Raw genomic sequence first — 21,952 nt, 5'->3', positions numbered from 1 at the left:
ATATGCTATCTTTATTTTTGTTAACTTATTGGATTCTTATCAAGTTACTCAAATTTATGAAATCTATAACAAAGCAACCGCATGGGCAGCTACTCTGCATGGTGTTATATTTCCTGCTGCTGCCCCTTTTGGCGTCTGCCCAGGAGCAGAAGCCAAAGGTGTTTGTGATGAAGATCGAATCAGAGATTGATCCCCGCACCAACCGCTACAGCAAGCTGGCCCTGGAAGAAGCTACCCGCCAGGAAGCCGACCATGTTTTGCTTGAGCTCGACACCTTTGGCGGAGCCCTGAACGACGCCGACGAAATACGGAAACGCCTCATGGAATATCCGAAGCCGGTCTATGTGTTCATCAACTCCAACGCCGCCTCTGCCGGTGCCCTCATCTCGCTGGCCTGCGACAGCATTTACATGGCGCCGGGCGGCAACATTGGCGCTGCCACCGTGGTGGGCGCCGATGGCCAGGCCGCTCCCGGCAAGTACCAGTCGTATATGCGCTCCATTATGCGCTCCACGGCGGAGTCTAATGGCCGCAACCCGCATCTGGCCGAGGCCATGGTAGAGGCCAGCGTAGACAGCACGCTCTCTGCCGGCCAGGTCCTGAGTCTGACTACCTCCGAAGCCATTAAACTGGGTTTTTGCGAAGGCAAGGCTTCCTCCATACCCGAAGTGCTGCAGCAGTTGAACCTTGCCGATGCCGAAATAATTCATTTTGAACTTGGTACTGCCGACAATATCATCTCTTTTTTTCTGAACCCCTTTATCAGCGGCATTCTGCTGCTCATTATCCTGGGCGGACTGTATTTTGAGCTGCAGACGCCGGGCGTAGGATTCCCGCTTCTGGCTGCCCTGGTAGCCGGTTTTCTGTACCTGACGCCTTACTACCTGAACGGGCTTGCCGAGAACTGGGAGATCCTGCTGTTTATTCTGGGTCTGGTCCTGATCGCGCTGGAAGTATTCGTAATTCCCGGTTTTGGCATTACCGGCATCAGTGGCATTGTGGTGGTGTTTCTGTCGCTGGTGCTGGTCATGGTGAACAACCAGAACTTCGACTTCACGTTTGTTGCCTCCGAGGACCTGATGAAAAGCATGATCGCGGTAGTGGTGGGGATGATCGGGGCCGTCATTCTGATCACGCTCACCTGGAGCCACGTGGTGGGAAGCAAAGCCATGCAGCGCATGGTGCTGCAAAACACCTTCGAGAGTGAGGAAGGTTACCGCTCTGCCAACAACACCGACCACCTGATCGGCAAAACAGGCATCGCCCACACCCGCATGGTACCCACCGGCCGGGTGCTCATAGACGACGTGATGTACGACGCACAGGCGCTGGACGGCTATATCGACAAAGGAGAGACGGTGCAGGTAATAGATCAGAGCACTTTCTCGCTGCGGGTAAAGCGGGTCGAGATTAAGTCGGTGAGCTGAGGCAGCGTGGTAGCAGGCATGAGGTTGTAGAGCAGCAGAAGCTCTGGAGGGGCATTTTCATTCAAATAATCTGAATTGGCACAGACCTGGCAGCTTCTGTGAGGGTTTCGTTCAGGCGAGCTTCTGCTACACCCCAGCCGCTCGCAGGAGCTGCGCACACTGCGAGGTCTTTCTCAGGCCAGATCAGGCCAGCAACTGACAATCAACAACCAACCATCAACCAAATTATGCGAATGAAAAAGCCCCTCCGGACGGTTCTGCTCTTGCTGCTACCTCTCCTGCTCGTCCTGAACGCCTGCACCGACAAATCCAAGGCTCTTACAGAGGAGGCCGATGGCATGCTGTTCTGGTCTGGTGAATACATGGTGGATGGCTGCGGCTTTCATCTGGTCATAAACGATACCAACTACAAACCCGACAATGAGGACGATATAGGCGATGCCTTCAAAACGGAAGCGTCCGTGCCGGTCAGGGTCAGGTTTGAGCGACTCCAGCAGCAGATAGATCGTCGCTGCGGCCTTGCCACCCAAAGCCGGGCTATGCCAGGTATCCGGGTTCTTTCTATCAGCAGGAGAGAATAGGCATGCGGGAATCGTTCTGGCCTGCTGCAGAAACTGCCGCACCTAAGCTGCCGACTGGTATTGTTCCAGTTTAACTTCAAAAAAGGTTGGAGACTTTCCAAGCTGCCAGAGAGCCCGGCTGCCATAATTTCTACTTTTGAATTTCTAATTCTTTATATAGCAAAGCATATCTCTTGTTACCAGCGCAACCTGGGAGCGCCCTTATGGTCGGCGCTTCAGCGACTCTGGTCCTACTGCCCGGCGGTTAACAAGAGCACAGCCACCAGGTTTGCCCCAAACGCGATTCCCCAGTTTTTCCAGACTTTGCCTTGTTTTATTTTTTTGGCCTGGTGGGTGTATCCCATCAGATAATCAGATTGCACCATCAGACCTGCATCCGGCGAGTACAGACTCATGGGCTGAGGAGATGTGGACGAGCAGGCAATAGCCGGTATCAGGCCCAGCAGCGGCGACACCAGGCCAGCCACCAGGGTACCGGTCGCGGCTGGCTTATAGCCGCCGTAATACATCATGGCATCGGCCTGGCCTTTCATGTAGTAGTTAATAGCAGGAGCCGCGGTGGCAGAAGCATAAGCAGCCTGCTGCGGGTCGGCACTGAAAAGGTCGCTGGTGCCATTCTCATAGAGCACCAGCAGGATCTCAGACTTCGGAATAATGAACGTAGGCCCTTCCAGGTTGTCGAACCGCTTGTACTTTACCTCCGTTTGCCCCACTTCAAAAATCCTGGCCTGAATCTCCAGGCCCGCCCTGGTGGTAATAACATCCTGTCCAAAACAGAGCGTGAGCGCAAAGAGGCTTGCAAAAACAGTAAGTACAGATTTCTTCATTGTATGGTTATGATAATAGATAGTGCTCAGGCTACAGATTGCCAGGAGCTGCAACTGTAGCATTTCTATCAGAAAGGAAACAGACCCACGCTTTCTCCTCCCTGATCTCAATAAAATAAATATTCCTTTTTGCCTCAATAATACTATAAATAATAATACCTGCCACTGCTGATCCAAAATATTTCAGAAAATCATTATACACACTCTTCCGGAAACTCCCGGGCAAACGTTTTCCTCACTACCCTCCTCGACTATACTCCCGCAAAATGCGCTCTGTACAGCCCCTCCTGCTTCTGAAATCTATACTCCCGGCCCATGTTCAGGATTATACTGCCAGTAGCTGTTTTCAGGCCCAGGAGTTGACTTTATACCGCTAACTTGCTGAGAGTTACTGGCAATTCTACAATCGCTGGTACTTACTGGCGCGAGCTTGCAGCTCGTGCCTCCGTTGTTCCGGCCATGTCCTTTATCAATAGCGTGCCGCTAGCAAAGTGTTTGAGGCTTATATTTAATGTTACGGCTCGTTCCTTAGCCCCACATAACCTCCGGGAGAATAAAATACCCCTTTGGCTCTAACCTTTGCTTTAGCAGGAAAAAAATTACCAGGATAGGGAAAGGCACGTGCAATAGGCGGGTCGATGAAGGATTTTGAAAAGTGAGCTAGCCGCAATGTCAGATCAAATAAAATATAAAAAATGATGCACAGTAATTTTATTATAATTATATTTATTAAAAATAAAATTAAAACAAGCACCCAACACTTGTAGCGTTTTAATCTGGCTGGAACATGAATTATATTTCGCAACTGGACAGTCTCCGAGCTATTGCAGTGTTACTGGTGGTGGTTACCCATTGGTTTCCTGAAAACCATTGGGTCAATCATTATACAAGTTTTTATAATGGAGTAGATATATTCTTTGTATTAAGCGGCTTTCTGATAACAACAATATTGCTACAGAGTAGGCGCAAGGCGGTGGTGGAAAGTATATCCAAAGGCAAACTGATTAAAGTCTTCTTTATAAGAAGGATACTTCGCATTTTCCCGATTTATTACCTGGTAATTGCTGGGGTGTTTATTTTAGGTCCTTCTACAGGTACAAACATCAGGAGCGACATTTTGTATTACATCACATATGTCACCAACCTGCATTTCTTCTACTCTCAGAACTGGGATGGCATGCTTTCTCACCTCTGGTCGTTGGCTGTTGAAGAGCAGTTTTATTTATTGTGGCCATGGCTTATGGTGTTTCTGCACAGAAAATTAGTTCTTCCCTTTATTATAGCTTCCATCCTAACCGGACTGACAGCTCAATTTCTACTGAAGGATATCATGCTTGGGGATATCCTCACGGTGTCATGTTTTGATGGCCTTGGGCTAGGCGCCTTATTAGCCTGGGTATATGTTAACAAGCCGGATCTGATAAGGGCTCATTATCTAACTTTGTTTTTTCTGGCAATAGGATGTACTATTCTACAAGTTGTGCGGGTAACTGGCACAGGTCCGTATATTCTTCCCTCCCGTACGCTTACAGCGGTTTGTACGGTATGGGCAATATGTGGCATTATCCTAAACAAAGAGAGTAAATCTACTCTGTATAACCTGATCCTGAACAATAAACCTTTGATATTCATAGGCAAACTAAGCTACGGAATTTACCTGTACCACCTGCTGTTACCACACTTCACAAATAAAACATTTACATTTTTAAATTCTCATTTACCCGCATCTGTATTCCGCTATAACCTCTACCTTTTAAGCGCGGAGAAATTTTGTTTGCTGCTATTTGTCTCCTACGTTTCCTGGAAATTAATTGAACAGCCAATATTAAGTTTAAAGAAGCACTTCCAATACCAAAAAGATGTGCCAGCCATGATGTCACCTGTAAAGGCAGATGCACCTCCCTCTCAAGTTGGGGCGGTGCCGGCAAAGTAGGAATAGTCCTGACCTTAAAGTAAGAAAACAATCCAGTTAACGCAGGCGCATAGGGAAAAGTGAATAATTTATTCTGTTAATAATCAGAATCTTAGAGGAGTTGCAAATGAAGGACTGCAGCGGAGTTAGTGGCCAGTTAAGTCTTCCAGCCTTTCTCCTCAATCCGTTCTTCATTGTACCCTGGAAGAAAATTAGCGTATTGCCTGCTATTGTCTTGCGCCAATATACCTGCTGGCGCGAGCTCTAAGCCTTATCCTGTCCCATAAATCAGCAGATTTAACAAGCCGAAGCACCCGGCTCTTTCCCCCGGCAGAACCACATTTTGGGCGACTTATGACGCTTGCAGGTAATACTCAGCCTTGTAAGGGGGTAGGGAACGGAGAAGCAAAGGACGCGGCTGCATTGAATGTATAAAAAAGACACGGCTGCCGATCTGATAGCCGATGTAGCGCTTCCCGACCAGGTATGGGACAGGATAAGGCTGAAAGCGCGTGCCAGCGGGGAAGCAGGTTAGCTGATGACACTCTTCTACTTCCACTGCTCCGGCTCCAAAACAAAGGCAGCGGCTTCTATTTCAGCAGGTTAACTGAAAATAAATCAAAAAAAATTTGCGCAACCGATTAATTGCTCATATATTAGCAATCATTAGGTTGCGTATTTTAATTTAGAAATGAGAAGAGACGTTTTTCAGGCGATAGCAGACCCTACCCGAAGAGCCATTATTGGTTTAATTGCCTTGCAGGCCATGACGCCGAATGCTATTGCCGAACATTTTGACACCAGTCGGCAAGCTGTTTCAAAGCACTTGCAGATACTTGTAGAGTGCCAGCTTGTAAAACAGGAGCAGCAGGGGCGGGAAATTTACTATCTGCTTGAAGTTGCTAAAATGAAAGAAATAGACAAATGGCTGGAACAGTTCCGAAAGATCTGGGAAGACCGTTTTAACGAACTTGACACCGTATTATCAAACCTAAAAACAGATAAGCCATGAAAAAAGACCTGGAATTCGAGTTTTCCGTGAACAAGGAAAACAAAACAATCACCGTTAAAAGGGAGTTTGCAGCAGAGCTCCCGCTGGTGTGGGATGCTTACACAAAAAGTGAGATACTGGACCAGTGGTGGGCGCCTAAACCCTGGAAAGCCCGCACCAAAACCATGGATTTCAGAGAAGGCGGCTACTGGCACTATGCCATGGTTGGTCCGGAAGGGGAAGAGCATTGGGCATTGGCTAATTACAGGACCATTGACCCTAAAAAGCGCTTTACCGCGCTGGATGGCTTTGCAGATGCGGAAGGCGTGGTAAACACAGAAATGCCGCAATCGAAGTGGGAAGTAAGCTTTACACCCAGAGAGGAAGATACCTTAGTAGAGAACCTGATCACGTTCGATGACCTGGCACAACTCGAAACCACCATCCAGATGGGCTTTAAAGAAGGCCTGACCATGGCCATGGAAGGCCTTGACGCCTTATTGGCTGCTCAGAAACAGGAAGCCTAAGGTTTGTAGGCTGCAGAGAAAAGAGATTATATTGAATAGCATACTATAAAAGCGGGGCTGGTGCATAACCTTAGAGTCCCGCTTTTATAGTTTTTAGTGGTCTTTCATTGTCTGATTCTCCGTGCTGCTAGCCGGGTAATTACTTTTACTGAAAACATTGCTTGGTGAAAATAAGGATAGTATAGCTGCGAAGTAGAAAAAGGCACGAGCTACAAGCTCGCGCCAGCGAAGGAATCTCTTGCATTTTAATTTTTAAGCGGGTAGCAACTTAAAGTAAATAATGGTACAACGGTCTTCAGCTGTAATGTCTGGATAAAACACTTTAAGGTCTGCCCGGAGGTTTTCCAGGCTCTCACAGCCATCCGTTAGGGCATCAGCCTCGGTTAAGTCGGCAAACGATTTGGTAAAATCCAGCTTTTCTATATGTGCCTTTTCTGGTAAAGGCATATCGCCAAAAACCAGCGGCAACTGTATGGCGTTTGGCAGAACATACCCTAACCGGACGGTAGACGTTTTCTGGCCCTGCTGCACCAGCTCAAGGTATTTTTCATAAAAGTGCAGGTGGTTGATGATCTCCGTTTCAGTTTTTCTCATGCGCTAATGTACTTAAAATATACCAGGCTGTTACACCCGCTGGCGCGAGCTTTTAGCTCGTGTCTCCCTATACTTCAGGCAATATCAATCTCCAGCACACCAATAACGCCGCTATAGTTTATCGCACTGCTATACTTCCAATGCTCCGGCTCCGACACAAAACCTGCCTCCACTGGATTGTTGTGAATATAGTCGATTTTTTGGTCTATCACCGTGGCGCTCCACAGCTCAATAGGCTTATTGTGCTGCTGCCAGAACTGCCGGTGCTTCACGTTGCTGTTCTTCAGGCCTGCCCGTTCCATCAGCCACAGCATCCACTCTTTACGGCTCTCCTGGTTGTGTTCGGAGATAGCTTTTTGGATTTGTTTGGAAGTATGAGTTTTCAGCTCCTTCAGCAGCACGCTTGGGTTATTGTCTCTTGCTCGAAAGACGAGGTGCACGTGGCTTGGCATGATGCACCAGGCATAGATCTCCATGCCTTTGTTTTTCCGGCAGTAGTCCAGGCTGTTGGTAAGTATAGCAAAGTACTCCTCCCGCGTAAAAACGTCTATCCAGTACACCACCGTAAAGCTCACAAAGTACAGCCCTTCCTGGTTATGAAATTTATACTTCCGGCTCATGTTCAGGATTATACTGTCAATAGCTATTTTCAGGTTCAGAAGCTACCTATTTACCGGAACCTTGCAGAGCGTTGCTGGCAATTATATAATTGCTGGTACTTGCTGGCGCGAGCTTGCAGCTCGTGCCTCCGTTGTTCTGACCATGTACATACCTATAGCATGCTGCTACCAAAGTGTTTGGGGCTTCTGTTTAAAGTTAAAGCTCGTGGAGAGGGAAAAGCACGAGCTGCAAGCTCGCGCCAGCGGGGGATATTAACTTTTATTAATATATTGTAACTTCTTGAACAAGTTATTAAAAAAATTATAAAGGATGGATTTAACTACAGTTGATAATTTACTAAAACATGGCATTTTCACTATTCCAGAATATCAACGCGGCTACTCATGGACAAAGGAACAAATACAAGAGTTCAAAGATGACTTAGAAGATGTTGAGTATGTAAAGGAACATTATACTGGAACAATTACTCTTATTAGAGTAGAAAATGGTGATGAAAAAATTGGAATTAAAACACGTCCAAAATATGATATTGTAGATGGTCAACAAAGATTAACTACAATTCATCTTTTTCTAATAAGTCTTTATTTTAGACTTAAAAAGCTTGGCAAGGCTGATGAAGAGATTATAAACAACGTAATTTTTAAGGATAAAACCTTCCTTAGGTTAAACGACCCAAGTAATCAGAACTTTCTTAAGTATTTAATTACAGAAGAAGATATAAAGAACTTAGAAAATAAAACCCCACAGAACAAGACTCAGAAGAATTTAATATTTGCAAGAATTTATTTTGAGAAATATTTTGAAAGAATTAAGGAAAGAAAGGCACTTCAACTTTATGATAATTTATTATCCAAGTTTAAAGTCAACATTTTTGAATTGGAACAAGAAGCTGAAGTAGGACTTATTTTTGAAACTATGAATGATAGGGGACTACCATTATCAGATATAGACAAAATTAAGAACTACCTTGTTTATGTGTGTCATCGGTTGAATAAAAATAAACTTGCTATAGAAGTTAATAGGAAGTTTGGTGAACTTTTTTCCGACCTGATGAAGATTAGGAATTTTACCAATATTACTAAATTAGAAAATCAGTTTTTAAAGGACTCCTATTTAGTATTCACAGGTCAGACTAAAGATCTAGGTGATATTCACAAAAAAGTAAAGACTGACTTAATCCCTAAGAAAATAATTCATAAAGATATGGATTTATTTGACACAAATGAAAAGCTAAAAGAGTCAAAGGTAAATGATATTAAAGATTTCATCAATTTTTTAGTAAAGTCAGCTAAAGAGTATAAAAAGCTTTCAAACCAGACATTTGAGAGTAAAGAAATAAATGATGGTTTACACAGATTGCGAATACTTAATAAGTTAGATGCTTTTATTCCGATCTTATTAGCTGTTATGACCAATCCTAAATATAAATTAAGCTATCTAAAACCTATTTTAGATATACTCGAAGTACTTGCTATTCGGCTATACTGTATTGGTGACAAAAAGGCAAATACAGGGCAGCAATTAATATATGAGTTAGCTTATAAAGTGAAGACAAACAAAATAAATTTTACAGATCTTAAAAAAGAACTTAGATCCATAATTGCAAAGTATAACACCAATAACGACTTCAAAAACGCAATAGTAAATAAGCAGGCATACAATGATTGGGAAACTGATACTATTAAGTACTTCCTATATGAATATGAGGTTTTTAGAACATTAGAAAATAGATCAAGCTTCACTTTACAAGAGTTAAAGAAGTTCTTTGATTGTAAAAATTATACAGTTGAGCACATTCATTCACAAAATTCGATTCCAGGAGAAAAGAGTTTGATGAATACTCATTATTTAGGCAATCTTGTAATTACAAAGAATAATGGACAGCTCACTAACAAAGACTTTAACAGTAAAAAGAAGATTTATTCTAACTCGGAATTAACATCTAAGCGAGACATCGCTGAGTATGACGTTTGGGATGATAAGATGATTATCCAAAGAGGAAAACTATTAGCTAAGTTTGCTGTTGAAAGATGGAAAAACTAAATTGAGTTAAATAACGAAAACCGATCTAGATCGGCTTTCGTTATTGTTCTACTTGCACAAATTTGTGATATTCTGTCATTGGTTGTTCTCGCCTTTACCTAAATTTGTCATATCATTTAAATTGTAAATTCATTACTTCAAATATCCCCCTTGCCTTTCAACCCATTCACCATAGACCTCCCTGTTCGGGAAATCATACCTGCCGTCAGAGAGCACCTGTCAGTGCAGAACACGCTGATTGTAAACGCCCCTCCCGGAGCCGGTAAAAGCACTTTGCTGCCGCTGGCTTTGCTGGACGAGGCCTGGCTGCAGGGCCAGAAGATCATCATGCTGGAGCCGCGGCGGCTGGCGGCCAAAACCATTGCCGAGCGCCTGGCGCAGCTGCTGGGCGAGGAGGTAGGCCAGACCGTCGGTTACCGCATCCGTTTCGAGACCCGCATCTCGGAGCACACCCGCATCGAGGTCGTAACCGAAGGCATCCTCACCCGCATGATCCACAGCGACCGCTCCCTTACAGGAGTAGGCATCGTGATCTTTGATGAATTTCATGAGCGCAGCATCCATGCCGATGTCGCCATGGCCCTGAGCCGGGAAGCGCAGCACACGCTGCGCCCGGACCTCCGTATCCTGGTGATGTCGGCCACGCTGGACATGCCGCAGCTCACGAGCCTGCTCAAGGCCCCGGTGGCGCAAAGCATGGGGCGGCAATACCCCATCGAAACGATCTACACCGGCGATGCCGACGACCGTATGCTGCCCGAACTAACGGCCAAGGTCGTGCAGCAGGCAGCGCAGGAGCAGCAGGGCGATATACTGGTGTTTCTGCCCGGCGAAAACGACATCCGGAAAGTGGAGGAGCTCCTGCGGCGGCAGCTGCGCGGTTTTGCCATACATCCCTTGTTTGGAATGCTGCCCTTCAACAAGCAGTACGCCGCCATTATGCCCGACCGCAACGGCAAACGCAAAGTAGTGCTCGCCACCAGCATCGCCGAAACCAGCCTCACTATAGAAGGCATTTCGGTGGTGGTAGATACCGGCTACGGCAAAACCTCCCGCTTCGATCCGAAGTCGGGTTTGTCGCGGCTCGAGACGGTGCGCATCTCCAAAGACGCCGCCGACCAGCGCGCCGGTCGCGCCGGTCGCTTGGGGCCCGGCACCGCCTACCGCATGTGGAGTAAAACCACGCACGAGCGCATGGCCCCGCACCGCACCCCCGAAATTCTGGAAGCCGACCTGTCCTCGCTGGTGCTCGATATGGCGCAGTGGGGCATCATGGATATCCGGGGCCTGACCTGGCTGAATCCGCCGCCACGCGCGGCGCTGCAATATGCTACCGACATGCTGCACCAGCTGCAGGCGCTGGAGCATGGCCGCATTACGGAGCATGGCAAAAAGATGCACGCGCTGCCCTGCCACCCGCGCATCGCACATATGCTGCTCAAAGCCGAAGAAGCCGACCAGGTAGCGCTGGCCTCCGATATTGCCGCTATCCTGGAAGAGCGCGACCCGCTGGACCGCAACGCCGGCATCGACATTAATTTAAGAATAGAAGCCTTGCGACGTTACCGGAAGGAGCAGGGACAGGGCAAGCGTTTCGGCAAGATCGAGAAAGTAGCCCGCTCGTACCGCAGCCTCTTCAGCATAGAACCCGACAACAGCCCCTACGACGAATTTGAAACCGGCGTGCTGCTGGCGCACTGCTACCCCGAGCGCATCGCCTACGCCCGCCCCGGCAACAACGCGCAGTTCCAGCTGGCCAACGGCAAATACGCCTCCGCCGGCCACCGCGACGACCTGGCGCACGAGCCCTGGCTCGCCATCGCGCACCTGCACGCTGGCGGAAGCGACAATCCAGGCCGCATCTTCCTGGCCTCACCGCTCAACCCCAAAGACCTGGCCCCGCTCGTAAAGCAGCAGGAAGTCTACCACTGGGATGTAAACGACGGCGAACTCACCGCCTCCCTCGACACCCGCATCGGCAGCATCGTGCTGCAAAGCAAACCGCTTCCGGCCCCGGATGAGAAGCACCGGCTACCCGCCATCTCCGAAGCCATTAAACACGAAGGCGAGCACCTGCTGGACTTCAATGAGGCCGTAACGCAATGGCAGAACCGCGTGCTGAGTCTCCGCAAGTGGCGCCCACAGGAAAGCTGGCCCGACGTCAGCACCTCCACGCTGCTCATGACCAACTGGGACTGGCTCCGCCCTTACCTCCCGGACATAGAGGCCCCCGACGACCTGATGCAACTGGAGCTGCTGCCGATATTGGAAGCCAAGTACCTGAACGATGAACAACGCGCCCGCCTCAATGTTCTGGCCCCGGCCACTCTGGTGTTGCCGGATGGTTCCTCCATAGAGCTGGCCTATAAGCTGAACGGAGAGCAGCCAAAGCTGGAAATACGCCTGCAGGATGTGCTGGCCTGGGAGCATAGCCCGACCGTAGACGAAGGCGAGATGACTGTAGAACTGGCCCTGCTCACCCCGGACCTAAAACCGATCACTACTGTATCGGACCTGGCAGGTTTCTGGAAAGGAAATTACCGGGTGATCAGGCGGCAGCTGGAGGCCGTGTTCCCGGAGGTGAAATGGGAGCGACTGGCAGGATAAGGCCTTTACTTGTAGCTATTTGTGCGGCAGCTACCTGCTAAAAACGCATGGCTGCTGCTGCTGCACAAATAGCTTACCTACGCTCACTGCTGCGCGTACCGTTGGCGGGCGTCCAGTATTTCCTGGATATGCAGCTTGGCCCAGTCGGCCAGTTGGAGCAGCTGCAGCAGCAGGCCCTGGCCAAGCTCCGTGAGCCTGTACTCCACCCGGGGCGGAATTTCGGGGTAAACAGTTCGCGTTACCAGGCCATCCTCTTCCAGCGATCGTAGCGTAACTGTGAGCATGCGCTGCGAGATGCCCGAGATCAGCCCCTTCAGCTCGTTGAACCGAAGCTTTTCTTCCCGGCCCAGCATCAGGATGGTATAAATGGACCACTTGTCGCCGAAGCGGCCCAGAATGTCCTTAATGGGGCAGCAGCCAGAGAGGCCTTGCCTGTCGTCGAAAATATTATTTATCTTTTCCTGTACCTTAACCCGCTGGTTCTCAATATTAGTTACATCCATGTTCCTTAGTGTAGTGCTTGTGCCTTCTTGCGTACGTCAAAGTTACTAAATACTTTTGAGTTACTAAAAGTAACCTAGTATTGAATCATTACTGTTGTATATACGTTAATAGAACATGAGCAAGATAATAGAATCACTGAACTGGCGCTATGCCTCTAAAAGAATGAATGGCCGGAAAGTGCCTGCCGATAAAGTGAACAACATCCTGGAAGCAATACGCCTCGCGCCTTCCTCTATGGGTCTGCAGCCTTACACGGTGCTCGTCATAGAAGATCCGGAGCTGAGAAAGCAGATACAGCCGATAGCCTTTAACCAGCCGCAGATTGTGGAGAGCTCGCACCTGCTGGTGTTCGCCGCCTGGGACAACGTGACACCCGATCATATAAACGAATATATCAGCCACACCGCCACCGTCCGAAACATGCCGGAGGAGAACCTGGCAGATTTTAAGAACACCTTGCTTCGGATGGCTGAAAACAACACGCAGGAGCAGAACCACACCTGGGCTGCCAAACAGGCCTACATCGCCTTTGGCACCGCCTTGCTGGCAGCAGCAGCCGAGCAAGTAGACGCCACGCCTATGGAAGGTTTCGACAACGCCAAACTGGATGAGTTGCTGCACCTGAAGGAGAAAGGTCTGCGCAGCGTTACCCTGATGCCACTGGGCTACCGTGATGCTTCTAACGACTGGCTGGCGGCTTTACCAAAAGTAAGACGACAGAAAGAGAAACTGTTTATTGTTAGTTAACAACATCCCGGCATTACACAAAAAACTTAACAGCATGACAAAGCAGAAAATAAAAATAGACATTGTTTCGGATATAAACTGCCCCTGGTGCTACGTAGGCGATCATCGCCTGAAAAAAGCCATGGCCGAGGCAACAGACAAGTTTGAGTTTGAAGTAGGCTTTAAGCCTTTTGAGCTGAACCCCAATATTCCGCAGGAGGGCATGGACCGCGAGGAGTACTTCACGAGAAACTACGGTCCGCAGATTATAGCGCAACTAGGCGCCATGAACCAGCGCCTGACAGAGGCCGGGGCAGCAGAGGGCATCGACTTTAACTTCGACAGGCTGACTGCCGTGAACAACACCTTTAACGGCCACCGGCTAATCTGGCTGGCCGGCGAATGCGGGGTGCAGCAACAGGTGGCCGAGGCCCTTTTCTACAGCTACTTCACCGAAGGAAAGAACATGAACGACACCCGCCTGCTAACTGAAATAGGCATTGCCAACGGCATACCGGCCGAACGGCTGGAGGGCTTTTTTGAGGGAGAGGAAGGTAACGAGGCGGTGCTGGAGATGGAACGCTGGGCAAAAGCTTCCGGCATAACCGGCGTGCCTGCCTTCATCATCAACAACAAATACCTGATTAGTGGCGCGCAGCCGCCCGAGGCATTCCACCAGGTGTTCGCTCAGGTGAGCCCGGCCTTTGAAGAAATAAGCCAGGCCGGCGATAGCTGCGGCGTAGATGGTAATTGCTAAAAGGTCTTGCCCCTTTCTGGCCCGAAGCTAAAGGTAAAATGCTTAGCATTCTTTTAAAACAAAGATTATCCCGGAGCAGTAATAATAGCTAAGGCTGCCTTGTAGAAAAGTGTGTTGAAGCAATAAAGGCGTCGGCACACTTTTTTTGTTTATGGAGCATGTTGTTTATGGCTCACTTAATTTCAGATTACCAGTATTTTCTTTCTATCACCGATATCAACTATAAATAACTTCGAGAGGATATATTTAGAGGAGAAGTCCCCCTTTGTAGGGGGTAAGGGGGATGAATCACGGGCTGCAGAAAGAAAGAGTTTACCCCGCCACTTGATTTATTTATTCTCAGGTTTAGGTCATTCCCTACCTCCTTCTTTATAGAGGGTCTCAACCTCCGAGGTGGACAATAAACTGCCTGAGTAAGATCTTTTTTTCGTAACCAGATGACAGCTTCAGTCTAACTTCTAATAACTAGCATCAAAAAAGAAATGGAAGAGAACTATACCATACCAGCACAGACCCGAATCGGGCATGTGCACCTGAAGGTGGCCAACATAGACCGCGCCCTGAAGTTTTACCGCGACCTGCTGGGTTTCGAAATCACCACCACCTATGGCAAAGACGCCGTTTTTATCTCGGCGGGAGGTTACCATCACCACATCGGGCTGAACACCTGGTACAGCAAAGATGGCTCCCCTCCTCCTGCCAGTAGCACAGGCCTTTTCCATACGGCCATCCTGTACCCGACCCGCAAAGACCTGGCCGCGATCCTGCGCCGCTTGCTCGATGCCGGTTACCCGCTTACCGGTGCCTCCGACCACGGCGTATCCGAAGCCCTTTACCTCAACGACCCCGACCAGAACGGGGTGGAACTGTACTGGGACCGGCCAAAAGAAGAATGGCCCTCCAACCCCGACGGCTCTCTTAACATGTACACCCGCCCCCTCGATGTGCACGGGCTCCTAAAAGAACTCGACTGAAACCACCCTTCCTGCCCCTGAGCGTTCAAAATTATTCGGTTTATAACATATATAGGGATATGGAAATAGCAATCATTAGTTACACAAGGTTGTTGCACGGCATCAGACTTGGCTATCTCACAAATCCCAGTCGCTGGCCATCGGCGCCTTGAGAGGTCCGGTGCCGCAGGCAGCCTGAGAGAGAGCGAGTCTAAAAAGGGCCCCTGCACCCCTGGCAGGAGCGAACACAGCGCCGATGGCCAGGGACGAGGCCTCGCTTATAGAGGGCCCCTTCCCCAGCCGTGAGCGCCCGGAGCCCCAGCTATGCAATAGAATGGTTAAATGCACCGGACCGAGCAGCAGCTAAGACAGATGGAACCTGTAGGTAGTAGAATTTCTATATCCATACCCCCAGCATGTATCATATATCCTAGATTATTCTAATCAAAATGGCCCTCCGGAGGCAAAACTACTGCTGATGCTCCTGTTGCTATCCAAAGATGCAAACCACTTCCTTCAGTAGTTCGTTGCCTTGCGCCGGCAAGTTTCGTAGTAAGTACAGCAGCATGGCAGGTAATAATTTCCTAATTTACCTCCTGATACTGCACCAACCGACACAAGCACATGGAACAGAACAGTTTGATAAGAACCGAAGCCTACGTGAATGGCCAGTGGGTAAAGGCAGGCAGCGGCAAAACCTTTGCGGTAACCAACCCGGCCACCGGCAAAGTGATAGCCAGCGTAACCGACATGGACAGAGCCGACACCCGCCGGGCCATAGACGCCGCCCATGCCGCCTGGCCCGCCTACCGCGACACCACCGCCAAAGAACGGGCCAGCCTGATGCGGACCTGGTTTAACCTGATGCTCGAGCACAAAGAGGAACTCGCCCGCCTGATGACCATGGAGTGCGGCAAAGTACTGCAGGAGAGTTTAGGAGAAGTAGACTACGGCGCCTCCTTCATAGAATGGTTTGCCGAAGAAGCAAAGCGCACCTACGGCGATGTAATCCCCTCCTACTCCCGCGACCGCAGGCTGGTCGTGATCAAACAGTCGGTGGGAGTGGCAGCAGCAATTACGCCCTGGAATTTTCCGCTCGCCATGATAACCCGCAAAGTAGGCCCCGCTCTGGCAGCCGGCAGTACCGTGGTAGTAAAGCCGCCATCCGAAACCCCGCTTACCGCTCTTGCCATTGCCTACCTCGCCGAAAAAGCAGGCTTTCCGCCAGGCGTATACAACACCATCACCTCCAGCAACAGCAGCGACATCGGCAAAGAGCTCTGCGAAAACACAAAGGTCCGCAAACTCTCCTTTACCGGCTCCACCCCTGTGGGCAAGATCCTGATGGAGCAAAGTGCCCCTACCCTCAAAAAACTCTCGCTGGAGTTAGGCGGCAATGCACCCTTTATCGTGTTCGAAGATGCCGACATAGAGGCGGCCGTAAAAGGGGCCATCCTCTCCAAGTTCCGGAACAACGGCCAGACCTGCGTGTGCGTGAACCGCGTACTGGTGCAGGACCAAGTGTACGACGAGTTTGTAGAGAAATTTTCGGAGGCCGTGGCAGCGCTTAAAGTGGGCAATGGTTTAGAGAAGGACGTGCAGGTGGGGCCGTTGATTAACGAAAAAGGCTTGGAGAAAGTGAAGGAGCATGTAGAAGACGCCATTGCCAAAGGTGCCCGCGTAACGGAAGGAGGCAAGCCGCTGGACGGGCTCTTTTACAAACCCACCGTGCTGGCCGATGCCAACCCGGGCATGCTCATTTCCCGCGAAGAAGTATTCGGACCCGTGGCGCCTGTTTTCAGATTCAGCACTGAAGAGGAGGCCATTCAGTTGGCAAACGACACAGCGTACGGGCTGGCATCCTACTTTTACAGCAAAGACGTGGCCCGCTGCTGGCGCGTGGCCGAAGCCCTGGAATATGGCATGGTCGGTATAAACGAAGGCATGATCTCCACCGAGGTCGCCCCGTTCGGCGGCATGAAAGAATCAGGCTTTGGCCGCGAAGGCTCCAAATACGGCATGGACTACTTTATGGAAATCAAGTACATGTGTTTTGGCGGCATAAAGTAGCCTCTTACCTCAAAGGAGCGGCCGAGGCTCCGGAGGGGCATTTTGATTGGAATAATTCTCTCGATTTGCCAATTAGTAATTGTGCTGCTGTGCTAATGATTAAATTCGAAGATTTAGAGTAGTGTTGATTTAGATAGGAAAGTTTTCTCTAAAATTAAAAACCAGACCTCCGGTTTGTTTAGCCGATCAGCTAAAAGTGCGCCTGGAGACGGGCGCGAGAACGAAGCTTCTGCAGGCTGGGGCTGAATCAGTAACTATGCTAGCCCAGACCTTATAGCACCTGCTTACCCTCCCTTGCCGCTAGATCCTGCCTCGAGTACAAACTGAGCAGTGGAGTTATCCTTCTAAGGCACCTAGTTACTGCAGCAAAAATAAAGTTAACTAAATTATTTATGCCACTACAACGCGCCAGGCGCACTATTCCCGGATACGGCTAAAATAAATGAAGAATAAATGAACATTTTTTCATATCTTCATGTACTAATAGTATAACAAACAATTATTATGAATCAAGGAACAGTAAAATTCTTTAACGATCTGAAAGGATTCGGATTTATTAAAGAAACAAATTCAGACCAAGAGTACTTTGTGCACGTATCTGGACTAATGAATGACATCAGACAGAACGACGAGGTGACTTTTGATCTGCAGGAAGGTAAAAGAGGACTGAACGCTGTAAATGTGCAGCTGGTTTAGTTTTATCATATAAGTCATTCTGAAAAAAGCCTTACATGACCTGTAAGGCTTTTTTTATTTATATTTCTCACCAATTCACCTGCTTCATTTGTATTCACAAATAAAAAGGCGTAACTTACTTAAATGAACAGAAAATATCTAGTTGATAGCACTACAAGGGAATATATTTGTATTGCTTTGCAAAAAGGTCAGGACTGGGAACCAAACAACCAGGACTCTCTACCGAACTTTATGAACTCGCGCTCCAACAAAGACAGAGCTGACTTTGAACTGCTCTCCGGCGAGTATAACGACAACTCCTTCTTTGAAAAGTGGATTCGTAACGGCACTAATTTCTTGTTCCGATACTAAGTCTGGCTCTGATTGAGCAGTTAACCCACGTTAACAGGAAAGGTCCACAGCAAACAAAAGGCTGTGGACCTTTTTTTGTGCCGGTCGCCTACTGCCCTGCAGTACTTTTTGGCGGACTGATCATGATATGCGCCCCATGCGTGCCCGGGTGCATGATCCAGGGCATGGCCGGTCCTTCGGGCTTCAGGGGAAGGCCGGTGGTTTCGGAGGTCGCATACGGAATGTACACCACGTAACGCAGGTAACCGTCTTTTACTTCTCCGGTCGCCGGATCAAAATTGTCCTCTGCAGCCGTGTACACAAACAACGAGGTCGGCTGTTTGGGCAAAGCCAGCTTCCCGCTTTTTGCCTCATTCTCGCGCATGTCAAAAATTTCCCTGGTGTTCTTACCTGCTTTCCGTAGTTCCCGCCCCCGCGCCATAAAAGGTTCCAGGTCCTGGTGGTAACACGACACCGAAAAGCCTTTCTGCCCCGGGTCATCGGCCAGGCAAACCAGCTCGTTTGTTCCCTTCCGCAACTGCACCAGTTCCCCTTTCTGGTTATAGCCTAACACAGATGCCCCATTCCTTTTCTCCGATGGTGCCGCCAGCAAAGCCGCTTTAATCTGCACATCAGGAGCAGGCGCTTTGGTCTGTGCCATAGAGCAGGCGCCTGCCAGCACAAGTGCCAGCGTTACTACTGTTTTGATTATAGCCATAATTTTAGGTTGAGTTAAACAAAACAGAATTTTTCCGGGTCTGAATTGCAATGGAATTTACGCATTTAAGCGGTTCAAATCAAGCAAAAAGCAAATCCTGCTACGCCAGTTGAAGCGTTTATCAACTTTGTCGACTCTTTTGAGCCTTTATCTTTCCTGCTAGGGATGCCTTCTGCTGCCGCCCCAGATCTTCTACCTGATACACAGACAATGATGCGCCCCGTTCTTCGCCGCGCCACATCAGGAAATCATCTCTTATTGCTAATGAATGTTCCTTATTATTTGCACACTCTGGATTATCTGTTTATATTCCCTTCAAAAATAAATAAAGCGTGCATATATAAATAACTAAACAAAAGCAGCGGCACTAAAGGCAACAGGTTTTAGAAATCACCTGCCAACCCATTGCTTGCTGCAGACCTATTGCAAGTTACATATTTTGCAGATTGCATCCGTTAGGTATCCACAGAAAGCCCGAAGCATTTTATCTTTATAACTATATTAAAATTAATTTAACCAACCCTTCATGAAACTCTTTAAAACGTTTGTGCCCCTGCTGCTGCTGCTGCTGCTCCTTTCGGTTTCACCGGCCTTTCCGCAAAAGGTAAAGCTTACGGAGGTGCAGTGGCACGGCACCGGCTGCTACAAAATTGAGATGCCCATGGGCACCGTTTACTTCGAAAAAGACAATGGCGTATCCGGTTTTAAGAGCTTTATTGACAAGGAAGGCAACGACTGGATAGCCTCTTACATGGAGCCTGGCCCGAACGGCGATTTCAGGGGCTTCCCGAACAGCACCGGCAATTTTGGCCACGCCGGCCGCAACAGTAACTCCACCAATACGGTGCTGAATGGCAAAACCGAAGGCGACCTGGTGATACTGGAGTCCTCCAACCCCGACTTCACATTCCAGTACTGGTTTTTTCCGGATCGGGTAGCCATCAAAGTTTTAAAATCGAAAGGCGAATATGCTTTTCTGTATGAAGGCGTAGCTGGTGGCACTGCTGATGCAGAAGACTATTTTGTGACCGCCGATGGCAAAAAGCACATCCCGAGCGGCGAGTTTCTTGATTTCTCGCCGGAGTGGTTCTACCTCGGCGACCCGAAAGCAAAAAGCTACCTATTCCTGGCCAAAACGCCCGACGATGATGCGCCCAACGAGAATCACCGCCAGATCCGCAAAGGCAATGTGCACAACATGGACCTCTACAGTTTCGGCCGCTCCGGCCCCGAAAACGGCCACAAAGTGTACGGCATGAGCGGCAACGAGCACGTCTGCATTATCGGCTTCGCCGATGCCTCCAAAAGCCACCGGAAGATGTCTAAAATGATCACTAAATTCCTGAAAGACCCGTTTAGGAAATGAGTGAGTGAGTGAGTGAGTGAGTGAGTGAGTGAGTGAGTGAGGGTGGCATTATTTAAACGGAGATTTTTAACAATCCAACAATGTAACAATTCAACCAAAAGTCTGACCTTCAAAACCGGAAAGCCATGATCAAATCAGTTCAAATTTTGCTACTGCTATTGCTGACCATGCCGCTTTTGGGGCAGGACAAGGTCAGGCCACGGGTAATTGTGAGCACCGATATTGGCGGAACGGACGACGACGATTTTCAGTCGATGATCCACTACCTGATGTATGCCGACCATTTTGAAACAGAAGGGCTGATATCCTCGCCTTATGGGGAGGGCCGCACAAAGGATTTGCTGCACATCATCAACCTCTACGAAAAGGATTACCCCAGACTAAAGCCCCATGCCAAAGAACTGCCGGAGGCCGATGCTCTACGGGCTGTGGTGAAGCAGGGAGCCACTGAGCGGGCACCGGCCAGGGGCTGGAGCAGCCCGAGCGAAGGATCTGACTGGATAATAGAATGTGCCAAACGCAAAAGCCAGCAGCCCCTGTGGGTGCTGGTGTGGGGCGGCATAGAAGATGTGGCCCAGGCCCTGCACGATGCCCCAGAAATAGCCCCTAAGCTGCGGGTGTACTGGATTGGCGGACCCAACAAAAAGTGGGGAGCCGATGCCTACCACTACCTGGCCAGCAATTTCCCGAACCTGTGGTTCATTGAAGCCAACGCCACCTACCGGGGTTGGTTCACTGATCATCAAACCGGGAAGACGTTCGGCAACAGCAATTACTACGAGAAGCACATAAAAGGGCACGGTGCCATGGGCCGCGATTTCGGCAACTATTACCAAGGCGTCATCAAAATGGGCGACACCCCTTCGGTAGCCTACCTGCTCCACGGCAACCCCGAAAAGCCACAGGAAGCAAGCTGGGGCGGCAGCTTTGTGCCGCTACCATACAGCTCCCGCCGGATGTTCGGGAGAGCAACCACCTTAGCCGATCAGGTGCCGGTGTTCGGGCTGATAGAATGGGTGCTGCCGGGGCCGGACAAAGGACCAGCCACAGAAGAGCCTGCACTGTGGCTGGAAGTAAGCGGCCAACAATTTGAAGGCTATTACGAAGGCAAGGGGCGCTACCGTGTGCGGTTTGTACCCAAGTCTGCCGGCAAGTGGAGTTACCGCATCAGCAGCCCCATAAAAGAGCTGGATGGCCTGCAGGGGCAGTTCACCAGCGTTGACCCCTGGCCGGGAGAGCGGCACCAGCAGGACTTTGCGCCGCTCAACGGCTGGTGGTCCGACAATCCCGACCCGAAACTATTTGTGGGGCCGCACCAGGGAGCCAGAACTATTACCCGCTGGCAACAGGATTTCCTGAATGATTGGGCAAAACGCTGGGCCTGGCTGGCAGAAAAGTAAATCATCACATTCGAATCCTTGGGTGTTAATTTTAATGTTTTGACTGATTTAAGATTTTAGACTGATTTTTTTAACTATTGCCCCAGACGCTCACAGGAGCTGCGCGCACAGCGTGGTCAGCTTTAGTTTTTATCGAATTATTTGAATGAAAATAGTCCTCTGGGATCATTGCTGCTGCTGCTACTACTACTTAAACATTGGAAGTTTATAAACAAATAGTCTGGGCTACAAGCTAGAACCAGCAAATGGCTCAAGACCTCGCAGTGTGCGCAGCTCCTGCGAGTGTCTGAGGCGATGAGAGA

General features: G+C 49.1%; 20 protein-coding genes. 15 read left to right on the top strand and 5 right to left on the bottom strand.

Features of this window, described 5'->3' with window-relative positions:
- Window positions 1-56: 56 nt before the first annotated feature.
- Together FJM74_RS04765 and FJM74_RS04760 are read left to right on the top strand one after the other, a co-directional pair.
- Window positions 57-1,427, top strand: a complete 1,371-nt coding sequence (locus FJM74_RS04765) for an NfeD family protein (RefSeq protein ID WP_187261420.1) — start codon at window positions 57-59, stop codon at window positions 1,425-1,427.
- A 233-nt stretch (window positions 1,428-1,660) separates the two neighbouring features.
- Window positions 1,661-2,008, top strand: a complete 348-nt coding sequence (locus tag FJM74_RS04760) for a hypothetical protein (protein WP_187261419.1) — start codon at window positions 1,661-1,663, stop codon at window positions 2,006-2,008.
- 230 nt (window positions 2,009-2,238) lie between these two features.
- On the opposite strand, the gene FJM74_RS04755 is transcribed toward FJM74_RS04760, so the two are convergent.
- The gene (locus FJM74_RS04755; protein WP_187261418.1) at window positions 2,239-2,835 is read right to left on the bottom strand and encodes a hypothetical protein; all 597 of its coding nucleotides are present in this window, start codon (window positions 2,833-2,835) and stop codon (window positions 2,239-2,241) included.
- A 787-nt stretch (window positions 2,836-3,622) separates the two neighbouring features.
- Between FJM74_RS04755 and FJM74_RS04750 the strand changes: the two genes are divergently transcribed.
- The 3 genes from FJM74_RS04750 to FJM74_RS04740 all read left to right on the top strand — a co-directional run bounded on the left by FJM74_RS04750 (window position 3,623) and on the right by FJM74_RS04740 (window position 6,265).
- Complete coding sequence (locus FJM74_RS04750; RefSeq protein WP_187261417.1) at window positions 3,623-4,768, top strand: acyltransferase family protein; 1,146 nt, start codon at window positions 3,623-3,625, stop codon at window positions 4,766-4,768.
- 670 nt (window positions 4,769-5,438) lie between these two features.
- Window positions 5,439-5,759, top strand: a complete 321-nt coding sequence (locus FJM74_RS04745) for an ArsR/SmtB family transcription factor (protein ID WP_187261416.1) — start codon at window positions 5,439-5,441, stop codon at window positions 5,757-5,759.
- On the top strand, window positions 5,756-6,265 hold the full coding sequence (locus FJM74_RS04740; RefSeq protein ID WP_187261415.1) for an SRPBCC family protein: 510 nt from the start codon (window positions 5,756-5,758) through the stop codon (window positions 6,263-6,265). The genes FJM74_RS04745 and FJM74_RS04740 overlap by 4 nt, the downstream gene beginning before the upstream one ends.
- A gap of 252 nt (window positions 6,266-6,517) precedes the next feature.
- Here the strand turns inward: FJM74_RS04740 and FJM74_RS04735 are convergent, their stop codons facing one another.
- Together FJM74_RS04735 and FJM74_RS04730 are read right to left on the bottom strand one after the other, a co-directional pair.
- On the bottom strand, window positions 6,518-6,859 hold the full coding sequence (locus tag FJM74_RS04735; protein ID WP_187261414.1) for an ASCH domain-containing protein: 342 nt from the start codon (window positions 6,857-6,859) through the stop codon (window positions 6,518-6,520).
- A 74-nt stretch (window positions 6,860-6,933) separates the two neighbouring features.
- Window positions 6,934-7,479, bottom strand: coding sequence for an REP-associated tyrosine transposase (locus FJM74_RS04730; RefSeq protein WP_187261413.1), 546 nt, complete (start codon window positions 7,477-7,479; stop codon window positions 6,934-6,936).
- Between the two features lie 310 nt (window positions 7,480-7,789).
- On the opposite strand from FJM74_RS04730, the gene FJM74_RS04725 reads away from it, so the two are divergent.
- On the top strand, window positions 7,790-9,523 hold the full coding sequence (locus FJM74_RS04725; RefSeq protein ID WP_187261412.1) for a DUF262 domain-containing protein: 1,734 nt from the start codon (window positions 7,790-7,792) through the stop codon (window positions 9,521-9,523).
- Window positions 9,524-9,673: 150 nt separating this feature from the next.
- On the top strand, window positions 9,674-12,130 hold the full coding sequence (gene hrpB / locus FJM74_RS04720) for an ATP-dependent helicase HrpB (RefSeq protein WP_187261411.1): 2,457 nt from the start codon (window positions 9,674-9,676) through the stop codon (window positions 12,128-12,130).
- 83 nt (window positions 12,131-12,213) lie between these two features.
- Here hrpB and FJM74_RS04715 read toward each other — a convergent pair whose 3' ends face one another.
- Entirely contained in the window at window positions 12,214-12,633 is a 420-nt protein-coding gene (locus FJM74_RS04715; RefSeq protein ID WP_187261410.1) for a winged helix-turn-helix transcriptional regulator, read from the bottom strand.
- 115 nt (window positions 12,634-12,748) lie between these two features.
- On the opposite strand from FJM74_RS04715, the gene FJM74_RS04710 reads away from it, so the two are divergent.
- The 6 genes from FJM74_RS04710 to FJM74_RS04685 all read left to right on the top strand — a co-directional run bounded on the left by FJM74_RS04710 (window position 12,749) and on the right by FJM74_RS04685 (window position 18,187).
- A complete protein-coding gene (locus tag FJM74_RS04710; RefSeq protein ID WP_187261409.1) occupies window positions 12,749-13,381 on the top strand; it encodes an NAD(P)H-dependent oxidoreductase in 633 nt (210 codons plus the stop codon).
- Window positions 13,382-13,415: 34 nt separating this feature from the next.
- Window positions 13,416-14,117, top strand: coding sequence for a DsbA family oxidoreductase (locus FJM74_RS04705; protein WP_187261408.1), 702 nt, complete (start codon window positions 13,416-13,418; stop codon window positions 14,115-14,117).
- Window positions 14,118-14,599: 482 nt separating this feature from the next.
- The gene (locus tag FJM74_RS04700; protein ID WP_187261407.1) at window positions 14,600-15,091 is read left to right on the top strand and encodes a VOC family protein; all 492 of its coding nucleotides are present in this window, start codon (window positions 14,600-14,602) and stop codon (window positions 15,089-15,091) included.
- 603 nt (window positions 15,092-15,694) lie between these two features.
- The gene (locus FJM74_RS04695) at window positions 15,695-17,140 is read left to right on the top strand and encodes an NAD-dependent succinate-semialdehyde dehydrogenase (RefSeq protein WP_187261406.1); all 1,446 of its coding nucleotides are present in this window, start codon (window positions 15,695-15,697) and stop codon (window positions 17,138-17,140) included.
- Window positions 17,141-17,644: 504 nt separating this feature from the next.
- Complete coding sequence (locus tag FJM74_RS04690; protein ID WP_187261405.1) at window positions 17,645-17,836, top strand: cold-shock protein; 192 nt, start codon at window positions 17,645-17,647, stop codon at window positions 17,834-17,836.
- A gap of 177 nt (window positions 17,837-18,013) precedes the next feature.
- Entirely contained in the window at window positions 18,014-18,187 is a 174-nt protein-coding gene (locus FJM74_RS04685) for a hypothetical protein (RefSeq protein WP_241738947.1), read from the top strand.
- A gap of 88 nt (window positions 18,188-18,275) precedes the next feature.
- Here FJM74_RS04685 and FJM74_RS04680 read toward each other — a convergent pair whose 3' ends face one another.
- Complete coding sequence (locus FJM74_RS04680; protein ID WP_187261403.1) at window positions 18,276-18,884, bottom strand: hypothetical protein; 609 nt, start codon at window positions 18,882-18,884, stop codon at window positions 18,276-18,278.
- A 526-nt stretch (window positions 18,885-19,410) separates the two neighbouring features.
- On the opposite strand from FJM74_RS04680, the gene FJM74_RS04675 reads away from it, so the two are divergent.
- Window positions 19,411-20,250, top strand: coding sequence for a hypothetical protein (locus FJM74_RS04675; RefSeq protein ID WP_187261402.1), 840 nt, complete (start codon window positions 19,411-19,413; stop codon window positions 20,248-20,250).
- A gap of 125 nt (window positions 20,251-20,375) precedes the next feature.
- On the top strand, window positions 20,376-21,650 hold the full coding sequence (locus tag FJM74_RS04670) for a nucleoside hydrolase-like domain-containing protein (RefSeq protein ID WP_187261401.1): 1,275 nt from the start codon (window positions 20,376-20,378) through the stop codon (window positions 21,648-21,650).
- Window positions 21,651-21,952 lie beyond the last annotated feature (302 nt).

Origin of the sequence: Pontibacter beigongshangensis, assembly GCF_014332515.1 — a bacterium.
Lineage (GTDB): Bacteria > Bacteroidota > Bacteroidia > Cytophagales > Hymenobacteraceae > Pontibacter > Pontibacter beigongshangensis.
This window is presented reverse-complemented; position numbering and strand designations above follow the sequence as displayed.

Excerpts from the sequence above, each read along its gene's own strand:
- FJM74_RS04765 (WP_187261420.1), top strand. The coding sequence starts at position 57 with ATGAAATCTATAACAAAGCAACCGCATGGGCAGCTACTCTGCATGGTG.
- FJM74_RS04760 (WP_187261419.1), top strand. The coding sequence starts at position 1,661 with ATGAAAAAGCCCCTCCGGACGGTTCTGCTCTTGCTGCTACCTCTCCTG.
- FJM74_RS04755 (WP_187261418.1), bottom strand. The coding sequence starts at position 2,835 with ATGAAGAAATCTGTACTTACTGTTTTTGCAAGCCTCTTTGCGCTCACG.
- FJM74_RS04750 (WP_187261417.1), top strand. The coding sequence starts at position 3,623 with ATGAATTATATTTCGCAACTGGACAGTCTCCGAGCTATTGCAGTGTTA.
- FJM74_RS04745 (WP_187261416.1), top strand. The coding sequence starts at position 5,439 with ATGAGAAGAGACGTTTTTCAGGCGATAGCAGACCCTACCCGAAGAGCC.
- FJM74_RS04740 (WP_187261415.1), top strand. The coding sequence starts at position 5,756 with ATGAAAAAAGACCTGGAATTCGAGTTTTCCGTGAACAAGGAAAACAAA.
- FJM74_RS04735 (WP_187261414.1), bottom strand. The coding sequence starts at position 6,859 with ATGAGAAAAACTGAAACGGAGATCATCAACCACCTGCACTTTTATGAA.
- FJM74_RS04730 (WP_187261413.1), bottom strand. The coding sequence starts at position 7,479 with ATGAGCCGGAAGTATAAATTTCATAACCAGGAAGGGCTGTACTTTGTG.
- FJM74_RS04725 (WP_187261412.1), top strand. The coding sequence starts at position 7,790 with ATGGATTTAACTACAGTTGATAATTTACTAAAACATGGCATTTTCACT.
- FJM74_RS04715 (WP_187261410.1), bottom strand. The coding sequence starts at position 12,633 with ATGGATGTAACTAATATTGAGAACCAGCGGGTTAAGGTACAGGAAAAG.
- FJM74_RS04710 (WP_187261409.1), top strand. The coding sequence starts at position 12,749 with ATGAGCAAGATAATAGAATCACTGAACTGGCGCTATGCCTCTAAAAGA.
- FJM74_RS04705 (WP_187261408.1), top strand. The coding sequence starts at position 13,416 with ATGACAAAGCAGAAAATAAAAATAGACATTGTTTCGGATATAAACTGC.
- FJM74_RS04700 (WP_187261407.1), top strand. The coding sequence starts at position 14,600 with ATGGAAGAGAACTATACCATACCAGCACAGACCCGAATCGGGCATGTG.
- FJM74_RS04695 (WP_187261406.1), top strand. The coding sequence starts at position 15,695 with ATGGAACAGAACAGTTTGATAAGAACCGAAGCCTACGTGAATGGCCAG.
- FJM74_RS04690 (WP_187261405.1), top strand. The coding sequence starts at position 17,645 with ATGAATCAAGGAACAGTAAAATTCTTTAACGATCTGAAAGGATTCGGA.
- FJM74_RS04680 (WP_187261403.1), bottom strand. The coding sequence starts at position 18,884 with ATGGCTATAATCAAAACAGTAGTAACGCTGGCACTTGTGCTGGCAGGC.
- FJM74_RS04675 (WP_187261402.1), top strand. The coding sequence starts at position 19,411 with ATGAAACTCTTTAAAACGTTTGTGCCCCTGCTGCTGCTGCTGCTGCTC.
- FJM74_RS04670 (WP_187261401.1), top strand. The coding sequence starts at position 20,376 with ATGATCAAATCAGTTCAAATTTTGCTACTGCTATTGCTGACCATGCCG.